The organism is Gottfriedia sp. S16(2024) (assembly GCF_050473765.1).
In the GTDB taxonomy this organism is placed as follows: domain Bacteria; phylum Bacillota; class Bacilli; order Bacillales; family Bacillaceae_G; genus Gottfriedia.
This window is the reverse complement of sequence record NZ_JBFLUO010000001.1, coordinates 4,363,950-4,378,234: the sequence shown is the minus strand read 5'-3', so window position 1 is coordinate 4,378,234 and position 14,285 is coordinate 4,363,950. Positions and strand designations below refer to the sequence as shown.

Annotated in this window: 15 protein-coding genes and 1 other RNA gene; 12 read left to right on the top strand and 4 right to left on the bottom strand. The window is 31.7% G+C overall.

The features are described from left to right. Positions 1–103: 103 nt before the first annotated feature. From AB1282_RS20900 to AB1282_RS20875, 6 genes are all read left to right on the top strand, one after another. A complete protein-coding gene (locus AB1282_RS20900) occupies positions 104–274 on the top strand; it encodes a YpmA family protein (RefSeq protein WP_082459338.1) in 171 nt (56 codons plus the stop codon). Between the two features lie 11 nt (positions 275–285). Next, positions 286–750: a DUF5590 domain-containing protein gene (locus AB1282_RS20895; protein ID WP_056466609.1), complete on the top strand. Its 465-nt coding sequence runs from the start codon at positions 286–288 to the stop codon at positions 748–750. 15 nt (positions 751–765) lie between these two features. After that, positions 766–1,953, top strand: a complete 1,188-nt coding sequence (locus AB1282_RS20890; RefSeq protein WP_056466606.1) for a pyridoxal phosphate-dependent aminotransferase — start codon at positions 766–768, stop codon at positions 1,951–1,953. A 288-nt stretch (positions 1,954–2,241) separates the two neighbouring features. Next, on the top strand, positions 2,242–2,952 hold the full coding sequence (locus tag AB1282_RS20885) for a DnaD domain-containing protein (protein WP_353611567.1): 711 nt from the start codon (positions 2,242–2,244) through the stop codon (positions 2,950–2,952). Between the two features lie 229 nt (positions 2,953–3,181). After that, positions 3,182–3,844, top strand: a complete 663-nt coding sequence (gene nth / locus AB1282_RS20880; RefSeq protein ID WP_056466600.1) for an endonuclease III — start codon at positions 3,182–3,184, stop codon at positions 3,842–3,844. Beyond that, positions 3,834–4,334, top strand: a complete 501-nt coding sequence (locus AB1282_RS20875) for a YpoC family protein (protein ID WP_429900282.1) — start codon at positions 3,834–3,836, stop codon at positions 4,332–4,334. The genes nth and AB1282_RS20875 overlap by 11 nt, the downstream gene beginning before the upstream one ends. A gap of 228 nt (positions 4,335–4,562) precedes the next feature. Here AB1282_RS20875 and AB1282_RS20870 read toward each other — a convergent pair whose 3' ends face one another. After that, positions 4,563–7,331 carry a transglycosylase domain-containing protein gene (locus tag AB1282_RS20870; protein WP_429900280.1) on the bottom strand — a complete coding sequence of 923 codons (2,769 nt, stop codon included), beginning with the start codon at positions 7,329–7,331 and terminating at the stop codon, positions 4,563–4,565. Positions 7,332–7,381: 50 nt separating this feature from the next. After that, the gene (gene recU / locus AB1282_RS20865; protein ID WP_056466590.1) at positions 7,382–7,993 is read right to left on the bottom strand and encodes a Holliday junction resolvase RecU; all 612 of its coding nucleotides are present in this window, start codon (positions 7,991–7,993) and stop codon (positions 7,382–7,384) included. Between the two features lie 94 nt (positions 7,994–8,087). On the opposite strand from recU, the gene AB1282_RS20860 reads away from it, so the two are divergent. Together AB1282_RS20860 and AB1282_RS20855 are read left to right on the top strand one after the other, a co-directional pair. Further along, the gene (locus AB1282_RS20860; protein ID WP_429900278.1) at positions 8,088–9,095 is read left to right on the top strand and encodes a DUF2515 family protein; all 1,008 of its coding nucleotides are present in this window, start codon (positions 8,088–8,090) and stop codon (positions 9,093–9,095) included. Positions 9,096–9,709: 614 nt separating this feature from the next. Then, positions 9,710–9,961 (top strand): hypothetical protein, encoded by a 252-nt coding sequence (locus AB1282_RS20855; protein ID WP_056466583.1) that lies wholly within the window; start codon positions 9,710–9,712, stop codon positions 9,959–9,961. A gap of 136 nt (positions 9,962–10,097) precedes the next feature. Here the strand turns inward: AB1282_RS20855 and yppF are convergent, their stop codons facing one another. Then, the gene (gene yppF, locus AB1282_RS20850) at positions 10,098–10,274 is read right to left on the bottom strand and encodes a YppF family protein (protein ID WP_082459337.1); all 177 of its coding nucleotides are present in this window, start codon (positions 10,272–10,274) and stop codon (positions 10,098–10,100) included. 200 nt (positions 10,275–10,474) lie between these two features. On the opposite strand from yppF, the gene AB1282_RS20845 reads away from it, so the two are divergent. Further along, positions 10,475–11,266, top strand: a complete 792-nt coding sequence (locus AB1282_RS20845; protein WP_056466580.1) for a YppG family protein — start codon at positions 10,475–10,477, stop codon at positions 11,264–11,266. A gap of 56 nt (positions 11,267–11,322) precedes the next feature. Here the strand turns inward: AB1282_RS20845 and AB1282_RS20840 are convergent, their stop codons facing one another. After that, positions 11,323–12,051 carry a GntR family transcriptional regulator gene (locus AB1282_RS20840; protein ID WP_056466577.1) on the bottom strand — a complete coding sequence of 243 codons (729 nt, stop codon included), beginning with the start codon at positions 12,049–12,051 and terminating at the stop codon, positions 11,323–11,325. Positions 12,052–12,732: 681 nt separating this feature from the next. On the opposite strand from AB1282_RS20840, the gene AB1282_RS20835 reads away from it, so the two are divergent. The 3 genes from AB1282_RS20835 to rnpB all read left to right on the top strand — a co-directional run bounded on the left by AB1282_RS20835 (position 12,733) and on the right by rnpB (position 14,144). Then, the gene (locus AB1282_RS20835; RefSeq protein WP_056466574.1) at positions 12,733–13,299 is read left to right on the top strand and encodes a DUF1273 domain-containing protein; all 567 of its coding nucleotides are present in this window, start codon (positions 12,733–12,735) and stop codon (positions 13,297–13,299) included. Between the two features lie 76 nt (positions 13,300–13,375). Further along, positions 13,376–13,681: a cell division regulator GpsB gene (gpsB, locus tag AB1282_RS20830; RefSeq protein WP_056466572.1), complete on the top strand. Its 306-nt coding sequence runs from the start codon at positions 13,376–13,378 to the stop codon at positions 13,679–13,681. A 78-nt stretch (positions 13,682–13,759) separates the two neighbouring features. Further along, an RNA gene (rnpB, locus tag AB1282_RS20825) (RNase P RNA component class B) lies at positions 13,760–14,144 on the top strand. Positions 14,145–14,285: the final 141 nt, after the last annotated feature.

Here is a 14,285-nt window from a genome sequence, read left to right as displayed (position 1 = left end):
TTTTCAAAATTTAGCATGAGAATAGTAGGGGATTTCAGGCTAGACGTGTGGTATAATGACATAAATTGTAATGTATTTATAATACATTTTTAGGAGGAGCAACATGAATTCAAATATTGAAGTATTATCAACAACAAAAATTGAATATACTAGAGATTTATACAAAATTGTTGATAGTTTAAATCGTACTTTAAAAGAAAAAGATTTAATGTTTGGACTTGCACTTGATAAAGAAGATCAAGAATATGCGGTATTTACAATTTATCGAACATAAATGAGGTATATATGAAAAAATGGTTAGTCATCCTTGGATTAAGCATCATTTTTCTTTCATTATTTTTAATCGCCACATATCAATCATCAATTTCAAAGCTAAATGATGATAAAAAACATGCCGAAGAGCTTGTATTAAATCAAGGGTATTTAAAATCTGTGGAAACTTCAGATTATTTCCATGGAAAAGAACAAGCAATCGTTGTAAGTGGTAAAGATGATGCAAATAATGAAATGATTGCGTGGGTACAGGATGGAGAAGTTATTACACGAAAGAAAAGTGAAGGATTGACCCAAAAACAAATCATTGACAAAGTAGTCAGTGAGAGAAACCCAAAAAAAATACATAAAGTAAAGTTAGGAATAGAGAACAAAATACCACTTTGGGAAGTAGTATATATAGACCAAAACGGCCGATATAATTTTTACTACGCTGCTTTCGAAAATGGAGAGCTTTTAAAACGTTATAGTATTTAGGGGGAAATTAACAAGATGAAACTAGCAAAAAGAGTAAGTGCACTAACACCATCTACAACACTAGCTATTACAGCAAAAGCAAAAGAGATGAAAGATCAAGGAATTGATGTAATAGGATTAGGAGCAGGTGAACCTGATTTTAATACACCAATTGAAATTATTGAAGCAGCTTATTCAGCAATGCTTAACGGCCAAACAAAATATACTCCTTCAAACGGTTTACCAGCCTTAAGAAAAACTATTTGTGATAAGTTATTAAAAGATCAAGGATTAACTTATTCTCCGGGAGAGGTTGTTGTAACAAATGGTGCAAAACATGCACTTTACACACTTTTCCAAGCAATTTTAGACCCTGGTCACGAAGTTATTATTCCGACACCTTACTGGGTAAGCTATCCTGAGCAAGTTATATTAGCTGAAGGTGTGCCAGTATTTATTGAAGGATATGAACATCAACAATTTAAAGTAACACCTGAACAAATCGAAGCAGCAATTACAGAGAATACAAAAGCGATCATTATAAACTCACCAAGTAATCCAACTGGTATGATTTATGATGAGCAAGAATTAAAAGCAATCGGAGAGATTTGTTTAAAACATGATATATTAATCGTATCTGACGAAATATATGAGAAATTAGTATATGATGGTGCAAAGCATGTTTCAATTGCTTCATTAAGCCCAGAGCTTAAAGAGCAAACGATTATTATCAATGGAGTATCAAAATCTCATTCAATGACAGGATGGAGAATTGGTTATGCTGTTGGTAATAAGGAAATAATCAATGCGATGACAAATCTTGCTAGCCACTCTACTTCGAATCCTACTACAATGGCCCAAATCGCTACGATTAAAGCATATGAGTTAGGCGATGGTCCTATTGAAGAAATGAGAGTAGCGTTTGAAGATCGTTTAAATAAAACTTATGAGCGCTTAATTTCAATTCCAGGATTTAGCTGTGTTAAACCGAATGGTGCATTTTATCTATTCCCAAATGTGACTGAGGCAGCTAAAATGGCTGGATATCAAAATGTAGATGAATTCTCTACTGAATTACTTGAAAAAGCTAATGTTGCGGTAATACCTGGTTCAGGCTTTGGTTCACCTGATAATATTCGCTTATCATATGCAACATCTCAAGTACAGTTAGATAAAGCTTTAGAACGCATTGAACAATTTATGAAAGCAAGTATCTTAAGTTAATTCCTATCCATGGGAATCTCTATTTTTAACAATGAAGCTAAGCATATGCTTAGCTTTTTTCAGTAGACATTTTTGTGTGATTTAATAGCACAATAAAGCAAAACCATTCACAATATATTTAACAGACTATATCCTTAATTAAATAATTTATTAGTTGGTTTTTTAAATATTAAATAGATATACTATAATAGAGGTGTGATTTCCAGGCCTCTATTTATTTTTATTTCACGAGTTTCTTTTACTGTATATTTTATGTAATCATGCTATACTATGCTAGAGGTGTTCGAAGTGAATAATAATAGCATTCTAAACTGGATTCAATTTGGGAATATTAGCATTCCAAATATACTTCTCAGTCATTATTCTTCTTTAAACATAAATGAAGAAGAACTAGTCATGATTCTACAGCTTTACTCTTTTCAACAACAAGGTCATACGTTTCCAACACCTACTCAATTAGCAAAAATTATGTCAATAAATGAACAAAAATGTATGGAAGTTATTCGAGAACTTCTTAAAAAAGGTTTATTAGAAATTACGGAAGAAATTGACCAACATAACTTACGATGTGAGGCATATTCACTTTCTCCATTATGGTTAAAATTAGTTAATATTACCCAAAATGGTCAACAATCAAAAGAAACACATACTATTCCTTCAATTATTGAACAAGAAGAGGAATCAATTTACTTAGTATTTGAAAAAGAATTTGGTAGATTATTGTCCCCTTTTGAGATTGAAACTTTAACAATGTGGATGGACCAAGATGATCATAATGAAAAACTAATCAAAACTGCACTGAAAGAAGCAGTTATAAGTGGGAAATTAAATTTTCGTTATATAGATCGTATTCTTTTTGAGTGGAAGAAAAACGGAATTAAGCAAGTAGATCAAGCAATGAATTATAGTAAGCATTTTAGAAAAAAAGAAACAAGAGAACCACAAAACGAAACAAAGTATACAGGATCAATTCCTTTTTATAATTGGCTTGAAAAATAAAGCGAGGACATGCTCCTCGCTTTATTGTGTAAACAATGTACCAAAAATTTGATTTTCAGACTGATTGAAAGCGCTTGTCTTTAGAGGCACGAAGCCTGGTGAGGAGCGGAATTACCTAAACGGTAATGAGCACCGCAGACAGGCGAAGTAACGAAGAAAGCGAGCGCTTGGGGGACAATCTGAAGCGAGGACATGCTCCTCGCTTTTGTTTAGTAAGGAGTGTTTTGAAATGTTAAATAAGCAACAAATAAATGAAGTACTAAAAATAATGGGTGATATGTTCCCGGATGCACATTGTGAGTTAAACCATAAGAATCCGTTTGAATTAGTAGTAGCGGTAGCTTTATCTGCGCAATGTACTGATGTTTTAGTAAATAAAGTGACAAAAAACCTATTTGAAAAATATAAAGAACCTAAGGATTATTTAAATGTTTCTTTAGAGGAATTACAAAATGATATTCGCTCTATTGGACTTTTTAGGAACAAAGCAAAAAATATCCAGAAATTAAGTGAAATGATTATTAATGATTTTAATGGAGAAGTTCCACGTACTAGAGAAGAGCTGGTAAAATTGCCTGGAGTCGGTAGAAAGACAGCTAATGTTGTAATGTCTGTCGCATTTAATATTCCAGCAATCGCAGTAGATACTCATGTAGAGAGGGTTTCAAAAAGATTAGCTATATGTCGTTGGAAAGATTCTGTTTTAGAAGTAGAAGAGACATTAATGAAAAAAGTTCCAATCGAAGACTGGGGAGTAACTCATCATCGTCTAATATTTTTTGGTAGATACCATTGTAAAGCTCAAAGACCGAGTTGTGAGGTATGTCCTTTACTTGAAATGTGTAGAGAAGGAAAAAAACGAATGAAAGTGAAGAAAGTAAATGACAAATAGTATTTATAAGGATTTTATCGTTACGCCATTTTATAAAAACAATTCTAATGAACTAATAAATGAAGAAATTAAAATTAAAAATAAACCGTTTTTTTATGAAAGCAATCAGATTCTAGTTAATAAGAGCTCAAAAATACCGAATGAAAGTGAAGAGATTATTAAACAAATGTTTATTGAGTGGAAAGATGAATCAAAACACATTTCTAACTACTTTAAACAACGGAATCGAAAACTTGCGTGTGAGCCAATGATAAGAGGGTTAGCTAATTTTATATCAATTCTTACATGGATAAACGGCCAAATGCTGCTTAATTTAAATAATTTATTACTTGAGTTAGATAAATTAAAGATTAAGCCAATCAATTTAGACGAGCGAATTAGTTTTGTATTAAATCAACCTGATCACTATCACTCATTTATTCAACTTTCTGGCTTATATACGGAATTAGAAAAGCTTTATTATAAGCAAAAAATAACCTCCTCAAGATGAGGAGGAATTTTAGATTTAGAGTAAATTGCCAATTCTCAAGCTTAATATATGGAAAGGCAAGAAGATTTAATTAGATTAATTACATAGCAAAACCTCCTCAAGTTGAGGAGGTTTATTTTAGTTTAGAGTAAATTGGAAATTCTCGGACTTAATAAAAAGAAAGGCAAGGGGATTTATTTTAGAATAGTTACATAGCAAAACCTCCTCAAAAAATGAGGAGGTTTTAATTTATGCAATAATATTACGTTCCAACTTATTAAATCGATTATTAGAGTATGAATCTGAGTTATACGAAGTTGGATTCGTATTTGTTGGTTTTGATGGTTTATTTGGATCTGGTGTAGTAGGTGGTGTAGTTGGATTTGTATTACCATCACCAGTGCCGTCACCTTTGCCATCACCAGTTCCATCACCAGTTCCATCACCAGTTCCAGTACCAGTACCAGTACCGTCACCAGTACCAGTACCAGTGCCGTCACCAGTACCAGTACCATTACCATTACCATTACCATTACCATTACCGTTACCATTACCGTTACCGTTACCGTTACCGTTACCGTTACCGTTACCATTACCATTACCGTTACCATTACCAGTACCATTACCGTTACCATTACCATTGCCGTTATCGTTGCCATTACCGTTACCATTGCCGTTATCGTTGCCATTACCGTTATTATCAGCTGGTGGGGTAGTTGGCTCTTCTGTAGTAGTTAAATCGACTGTAACAGTAACCGCAGCACTCTTTGTATCGCCATTAGTTGCTACGATCGTAATTTTTACTTTGTTTCCAGCTACAATACCATTAATTTTTGCTGATGTACCATTTACTTTTTGAGTTTGGCCTTTAACACCGTTTATATCATAGTTTACTTCAAAAGTAGTAGAAGCAAGTAACTCAGCAGGATACTGCCAATTTAACGAAACACTGCTCGTTTTTTCATCATATTTCGCTGTAACATTTTTAGCTGAATCTAATGTATCTGGTGTAGGAAGATCATCCATTTTTTCACCTTTAATATATAATTCGTTTTGAACATTTACAACTGAACTTGGTTTATGGAACGCAGATGAACGATCAGCTGTTGCTGCCAACATATCTCTAGCTATATATTTAGCTAGATTTGTTGATGTTTTACTTAAATAATGACCTTCTTTATTTTTCTCATATCCAGTCCATACCGAAACAGTAACATCTGGAGTATAACCAACAAACCAACTATCTCGAGTTGCGTTTGAAGGGAAGCCATACTTGTCTTTTACTTCTTGTGGGTAGTTTGTAGTACCAGTTTTACCTGCCATATCAAGACCAGGTACATTAGCTCTACCACCCGTACCACCTGGAGCCTTAACAACATCACGTAGCATATCTGTAATCATATATGCAGTGTAATCACTCATTGCTTGTTTTGGTTCAGGAGATAATACTTTTTCAGTTTTATCTTGATAGATTATTTTCGTAACAGCATGTGGTTTTATATAAACACCGCCATTACCGAAGGCTGCATATGCACCTGCCATTTCCATTGCAGATACACCTGTAAATCCACCGATTGCATGAGACTCGTAAAAACTGTTCTTTTGGAAGTTAAATCCAAGTCCGTTACCAAATTCACGTGATTTATCTAATCCAACTTGCTGCATTGTTTTTAATGCAGGAATATTTCTTGAACCGATTAACGCCTTACGAATCGATAATTTACCTTTATAAGATTTATCAGCGTTTCGGATAGGTGTTCCATCAGAATATTGATATGGTTCATCAACAAGTTGATGATTAGTAGACCATTTTAAATATTGAATCGCAGGACCGTAGTCAAGGATTGGTTTAATAGTTGAACCAGGTTGTCTTTTAATATCTGTTGCAAAGTTTAGACCACCACTAGTTGTGTTTCTTCCAGCACCTACAGCTTTAATTTCACCTGTTTTAGTGTCAGTTAGTACAAAACCAGTTTGGAAATCATCGCTTGGATAAAATTCAGATCCTCGATTAATAATTTCATCTGCTTTATCTTGTGCTTTAGGATCTAAAGTTGTTTCAATTGTTAATCCATCTGTATTTATATCTGCATCACCGTATTTTTTAACCTCATCCATAACTACATCAATGAATGCTTGGTACTTTGTTTGGCCACTTTCATGAACTTTAACTAATGATTTCTCAGGAATTGCTTTTGCACTAGCATATTGTTCCTTAGTGATGTAACCATATTTTTTCATTTGACTTAATACAACATTTCTTCTAGCTTCTGATTGAGCTGGATGTTTTGCTGGATTGTAGTTATTTGGACTTTGTACCATACCAGCTAGTGTAGCTGCTTCAGGTAATGTAATTTTCGATAAATCTTTACTAAAATATGTTTCACTTGCTTTTGCTACACCATAAACTCCGCGGCCTTTTAAACCATTTGAGAAGTAAACTTTATTTAAATACATTTCTAAAATTTGTTGTTTAGAATATTTTTGTTCAAGCTGGAATGATAAATACCATTCTTGTACTTTACGTTTAATTGTTTTTTGTGGAGACAAGAATGAGTTTTTGACAACTTGTTGAGTAATCGTACTACCACCTTGTGATCCAAATCCACCAGTAATATTAGCTAAAACTGCGCCAAGCACACGGCGGATATCAACACCTTTATGCTTATAAAAACGTACGTCCTCAGTAGCAATAAAAGCATCTTCTACTACTTTAGGAATCTCGTTATATGAAACTTTTGTTCTTTGTTCTGTTCCTAGTTCCGCAATAACATTCCCATTTTTATCTAGAATCGTAGACGATAAAGGTACTTTTAGCTTTGATTCATCAAGTTTAGGAGCATCACTTACTAAATAATAGAAAGTCCCAACTCCCCCAAGAATACAAAGTACCGCTAAAGTTAATATTGTTAATGTAATCTTTTTCCATAAACCTTCACGTTTTTTTGGTTTTACATTTGAAGGCTTTTCCATTTCCAATTGTTTTCGTTCTTGTCGAGAACTATACTCTTTTGCCATTTTTTTGTTTCTCCTGCCTTTCAAATGAACTTAATGAATTTATTAAAATATTAAATTACAAAAAGTTCATCGATACATTTTAAGTAAGGAACAATGATTGGATAACTTGGTTTAAGTAACGTTCCATACTCTTTGCATTCTTCTCTAGATATTGATTTTCTTCCACCATCTGTTTGCCTTTTCCAAAAGGTAAGAATATCAGTTGCTTTCATAAAATAAATTTCATTATATAATGAAAATTTTAATATGACAAACGAAATTCCACCGTGATTCAGTACATTTTCCATATGCTCTATTTGGTGTAAATGGAAATTTTGTAAAGGAAAACTAGTCTTATTATTCGTTTCCTTGGCTTCAAAATCAATATACTTCCCTTTATAGATGCCATTATAGTCGGTTGTTGAAGGCTGTTTAAAATAGGCCTCTCTAATAACTGCAGCGCTTCTTTTTGGATAGTCTACTTTTACGATTTGTACAGGTGTTGGTTTTTTATGTATGTTTGCGATGTTATTTGATAAATAATACGTATTAGTAGCATTTAAATCATCTTCAAGTGACATTCCGCGATTACTATAAGTATTATTTGATTTTACTTGTATTTCGTTATTTTTTTGACTTTTTTGAACTACATTATTTCTTCGATTTGGATAACTTATTGTCATAAAACCAACTCCACCTTAATTTACATACAACTCGTATTATAGCACTAAAACAGATGTTCGTGTAAAAAAATACCAGATTGCTTGGGGTGAGTCAATGAATGCAAACCATGAAAGCTGGAAAGGTTTCATAAAAAAAAGAAGAGAAGATCACAATTTATCACATGAAGAAGCAAAACTTATTGATTTAATAAAGAAAGAAACAGTTAAATATAATGCTGATAATATTTCCAGAACGATTGCATACCAAGAATATTTTTTAAGACAAAGTGAAATAGAGTGGTCTTTTCTTGCAAGTATGGTATCACGTAATGCAGGCTATAACATGACTGATTTGGAAAACGAAATATTCGTTAATGGACTAAGTGTAAAACAAAGAAAACAGCTTTTTATGACGTATGAACGTGCAAATTGGATTATTTTTTTAGATGCATTTCCACAGTTACTTCTTTTTGAATATTCAAAAGTAAAAAATAAGCCATTATTTTACCTATTGAAATATTTCTCAGTATCTAGTTTTATGGAAATTGAATGGGAGAAATATTGGACGGATCGAGATAAGAAAAGACTAGTCTATTCATTGATCATTAACGAACAAAATATGATTGAAAGACCTGTCATTCAAAATAAATTTTTTAAAAATGAAGTTTTTAATTCTTTAGCATTTAAACTCCAGGAACAATTAAAACTTAGTTATGTTATATTTCCATCAAGTAATGGGGAACTATATGGACTTGTTATTTTCCAATTTGAAGATTTATCGAAAAGGATACAGATTGGGAAACAATTATATTCTATTTTATTTCATGAAGATATACACAATGAGTTTATCGATTTTGCTACGCAAACTATTCACACAGGCAGTAGAAGTGATTACGAAGGGTTAGTTGGAATTACAAGCTCAAATAATCCGAAATTAAGAGATGTCTATCCAATCATCCCTCACACACGAACTGTTGAGGATGATTGGTACACAAATAGTAAAATTTTAAATGAATGGTATGAAAATGAAGTAGTTACGAGTGGGGATAGTTTTAAGGAAACTTTTTTAATTAAGCAAGAGCTGCTTAGTTCGTTGTTAAAATTGAAATCGATTTTTCAATAATAATGCTAGCTGTTTTTCACGCTGTTGAAAAACGATCTTATCAACTAAGTACCAAATTTTCGTAAAAGGAGTAGTGTGATATTGATTTCCACTACAGGTTGCTCGTTTTTCATGGGGCGAGATTCTTGAGCCTCGAGATCTTCCAAAAATGAATATTATATTCATTAATACATTGTTCACTTATTGTACATTTTCATTAATGACCGATTTATATTTCAACACTCTGAAAAAAGCTAGCACATAAATGCTAGCTTTTTTCATTTAAATTTTATAGAAATAATGTCAATCAAATCGATTGTGTCCCAACATTTATGTAGCAGGGAAATTAGGACCATCTAATTTTGGATTACCAGTTTGTTGACTTTTACTTTTTTCTTGCTTTTTCTTTTTTTCATTTTTGTTTTTTGCCATTTGAAACACCTCCATGTAATATACCTTTCCCAATTCTGTTCCACGTTACAAGTTTTTTGTCGAAATTATAGATGAAAATACCTTTATTCACTTTGTTTAGCGAAATAGTTCTAGTTTTGTCAGTGAAGAAGGAGGTAGATGAACGGTTGTTGAATTTATTTTGTAAAGAAAATTTAGAAAATTAGGAAGAGGAGTTGAACTGTATGGAGTTAATTCAAAGAGAAGATTTTTTTCGTGCTATTGATGAATTTTTAAATGAGGTTGAATTTATTGAGCACTCCTTAGCTTTAAGAATTGATCAAAAGTGTGATGAAGAAAAGAATTCACTTTTAAATAAGATCCAGTCAACAACAGTGCATCTTCATCATTTTGAAAAGAAAGTAAGTCAAGCAAAAGAGGGTGGTAGTTGGATTTCAACACCATTTTTAGGAAGACAATTAGCATTTAACATTTAATAATCATATATAAGTAGAAGATGTTTGATTTGAATGAAGGTATAAGTAAATAAAAGGAATTAAATAAAGCGATACACTTTTACAATTTAGTAAATGTGTATCGCTTTATTTCTTATAATATTAATATTCCCGTTTACTAAATTGGCTTACAAGCGCCAAAACGTTCAAGTTCTTTAACTAATTCTCTGTAATGTTGAATAGTAACCTCACCATTTAGGTAATTTTGTTGTAAAAAGTCCATTAATTGATTAAAGTCAGTTGGTTCGAAACTTTTTGATGAAATAAACTTGCTCTTTAATTCTTGTAAAGTCATTATTACCCCTCCAACATTAAAATTTAATTAACAACTTGTATAACTATATAAAATGTATCATAAATATTTAAGATTTAAATTTTTTTAAAAATTTAAACTTCCGACATATTATGACAAATAGCGCATAAGATAATAGAAGTAACAGAATAGGCATTTGTAACATATTTATAAATGAGAAAACTTATAATGGATGTGAGAATATGGGATCTCAAATGTTTCCTCCAAATCATTCAGATAACAGCTTTGAGTGGTTTAGAAAACAAAATCAAATGATTGATGAGAATTTTAATTATCCAGAAATGAACCAATTAACGAATGAAAATCAGCGTTACTATGGAAATACAATTCAACCTTTTTCCCAAAATCCTACTATTAATACTCAACAACCACCAGTTCAATCGCAACAGACACAACATACACCGTCAACTCAACTAACACAACCACCACAACCAATCCAACAATCACAGATGATTGAGCCATCTCCTTATGGGGGACCATCAATACAAACTGGTAGTTATGGTCAATTAAGTCAAGTCCAGTATGCAGCACCACAACAGTTTTCAATGCAACATCCTGCTGTTTCGTATAACCAAGGGTATCAATACGATCCTAATTATTTCGGGATGATGCAAAATCAATATCCACATATGCCAATGAATCCTTCACAATTTGGTAATCAAACGAACTATTTAACTAGCCCACAAAATCACCAGTATTCCATGCAACCTCAACATGCACAAATGTTACAACAAGGTCCATTTACAACTCCACCAATGTTTGCGCCAAGTACACCTTATCCAACTCAACCAAAAAAATTAAACCAACAAAATAATAATGGTCAATCTTTTCAGTTTTCATCAATATTAAATCAATTTAAAAATGGTTCCGGTTCGTACGATGTCCCTAAAATGATGTCTACAGCGGGTCAAATGATGAATACCATGAATCAAGTAGGCGGACTATTTAAACAAATTGGGGTTTTCTTTAAATAAAAAAGCCAGGAATCCCTGGCTTTTTTTCGTTCTAAAACACTTTTATTTCTATACTATTAATCATTTCTAGATAAAGAATGTACAAGCTTGTAGCGGTCCGCTCTGTATACAGTCAATTCGTATTCTAAAACTTTGCCACTTCTTAAATAGGTTGTACGATAAATTGCTAATACGGGACAATTCGGCGGAATTTCTAATAATTGAGCTTCTTCTTCAGAAGGCATTCTAGCTTGAATCGATTGATCAGCATATTGAATAGGGTCCGGAATATTGGCATTTACATAATCAAAGAATGATTTTTCTAAAACACTTTGATTTAGGTTTGGAGCTATATCACATGACACATGAATACTTTCAATCGACATAGGAATTGAGTCTGCTAATCGGACTCGTTTAATAAAATAAATGGGATCGTTTTCTTTTATCTTAAGTATAGTAGATAATGCTTTATCAGAATTTAAGATATCAAATTGAATTAATCTACTACTTGGTTTTAAACCTCTTTCAATCATTTCTTCTGTGTAACTATTTAATCTGCTAATTTTTTTTTCAACTTGTTGACGACTAACAAATGTACCTTTACCTTTTTGCCTATAGACAATTCCTTCTTGAACTAAATTATTTAATGCTTGTCGAACGGTCATGCGAGATATTTGGAATTTCTCTGAAAACTCTCTTTCTGATGGAATTAATTCATCAGCGGGGTATTCACCTGATGCGATTTTACATTTTATGTATTCTAATAATTGATGATAAATTGGTATTGGGGAATTTTTGTTAATCATTTTTTACTCCTTGTATTGCATTAATCTAAATTTTATCTATATTTAAAACGATTTCATAACTCATTTTAAAGGAATAAAATGCTTTCGGCAATCATTGTATATACTCACAAAAATCAGAATATTTAAACTTTTAATCATTATTAATTTTATTGTTGTGAAATATGTTCAAACCTAATAAAATAAAAAAGTTGACATTAAAGTATATTTAGGATATTGGAGAGGATAAATTTGAACAAAATACTTTTTTTATTTTTTTTCACAATTACATTAACATTAATTATTTTTACTAGTTTTAAACAAGCCTTATATGTAATTTTATCTTAAGTAAAATTTCTACGAAAAAATTTTAATAATAATATTCCTAACATAATAACTAATCTAAAAGGGAACAAAATATCCTCTATGAGCAGCAATCAAATATTGAAATATTGATCTTAAATTGTCTTAATAGTTGATTTCCACTAAGCTAATGACTACTAAAGTAAAGTTAAATATTAGATTCCCTCAATATAAATTTCTACATTTGAATATTATTTAAATTAATGATTTTTGCGAGATAAAATTATACTTACAATTTTTATTTGTTACTAAATATTTGAAATACAGCAGAGTATTTAATAAAATAAAATTTAATTTGTGGAAGAACTTTTAGTTCTTCCTAATTTATTATTGTGAGGTAATATGAAGATACTACTTATATCTGGTTATAAATCATTTGAATTAGGAATTTTTTCGAATAAACATGATGCAGTTAAATACATAAAAAAAGCAATAAAAAATAAAATAATTTTATTTATAGATGAATTAGAATGGATTATTATTTCAGGGCAAATGGGTACCGAATTATGGGCCGCAGAAGTAGTATTCGAACTTCAGCTTGAGTATCCTGAGTTAAAGCTGGGTATTTTTACACCCTACGAAGATCAAGAGAAAAATTGGAATGAAGCAAATAAAGAATATTATAATGAAATCTTAATTGGGGCAGATCACGTCGACTCAATTTCAAGAAAACCATACGAATCTCCAATACAGTTAAAAGCAAAAAATGAATTTTTAGTTAGTAAAAGTGATGGATGTATTTTATTTTACGATAATGAAAAAGAAGGAAGTCCTAGGTATTTATATGATTTAGCACACAAGAAAAATGAACTATTTAATTATCCTGTAGAAATCATCACATTTGACGATTTACAAGTGATTGCAGAAGAGTCATTTGAGAATGATGATAATAAATATAGGGAAATATAGAATAGATAATTGACAATTTATGAAGACTTTGAAAAAATAGAAGGTAAATATTTCTAAATGTTTTGGGGTGACACACATGGAAGCAACAAAAATAAAACTAAGTATAAAAGATATCCTAAATAAAGAGTTTAAAGTTTCGATGCGAGGATATAATCAAGAGGAAGTGGATCAATACTTAGACACGATCATTAAAGATTATGAATCGTTTCAAAATCAAATCGTAGCCCTACAACAAGAAAATGCAAAATATAAAAAATTGTTGGAGGATCAAAAGAACACAGCTACACCTCCACCATCACCTTTTAATAATACGAATACTGATGTTCTAAAAAGATTATCAAATTTAGAGAAGCATGTTTTTGGAAGTAAATTATTCGAATAATTTTAACTAAATTTATATTTTAAGAAAGCATTGCAAACTTAAGTATAATTTACTATACTAATAAATGTTCGTTTCAATATGTTCGGGTAATCGCTGCAACGCTAGACGTTGTTGAGGAAAGTCCATGCTCGCACAGTCCTGCGATGGCTGTAGTGTTCGTGCCTATCGAAGTCATAAGATAGGGTAGCTGTGTATCAGCTAACGGCAGGGAACGGACCTAAGTCCTTTACGGATATGGTTCTACTACCTTTAAAGTGCCACAGTGACGTAGTCCTCGAAGAAATGAGAGGAGTGGAACGCGGTAAACCCCACGAGTGAGAAACCCAAATTATGGTAGGGGAATCCTTTCAAAGGAATTGAACTGAGAAAGGGACAGATTATTCTGTAGATAGATGATTACCACCTTGTAGTACGAGGCGAGAGCCGCTTGCAGTACGAATGGTACAGAACATGGCTTACAGAACATATGAAATGATGAAACTGTATAAAAACTCTTCATTATATGGAGAGTTTTTTGTAATTTCGACGTAAATTGTTCATAATGAAAATAGGAATTAAAATGAAAATATGAAAAGAAAAGTTCATTCTTAATTTGAATGAGATA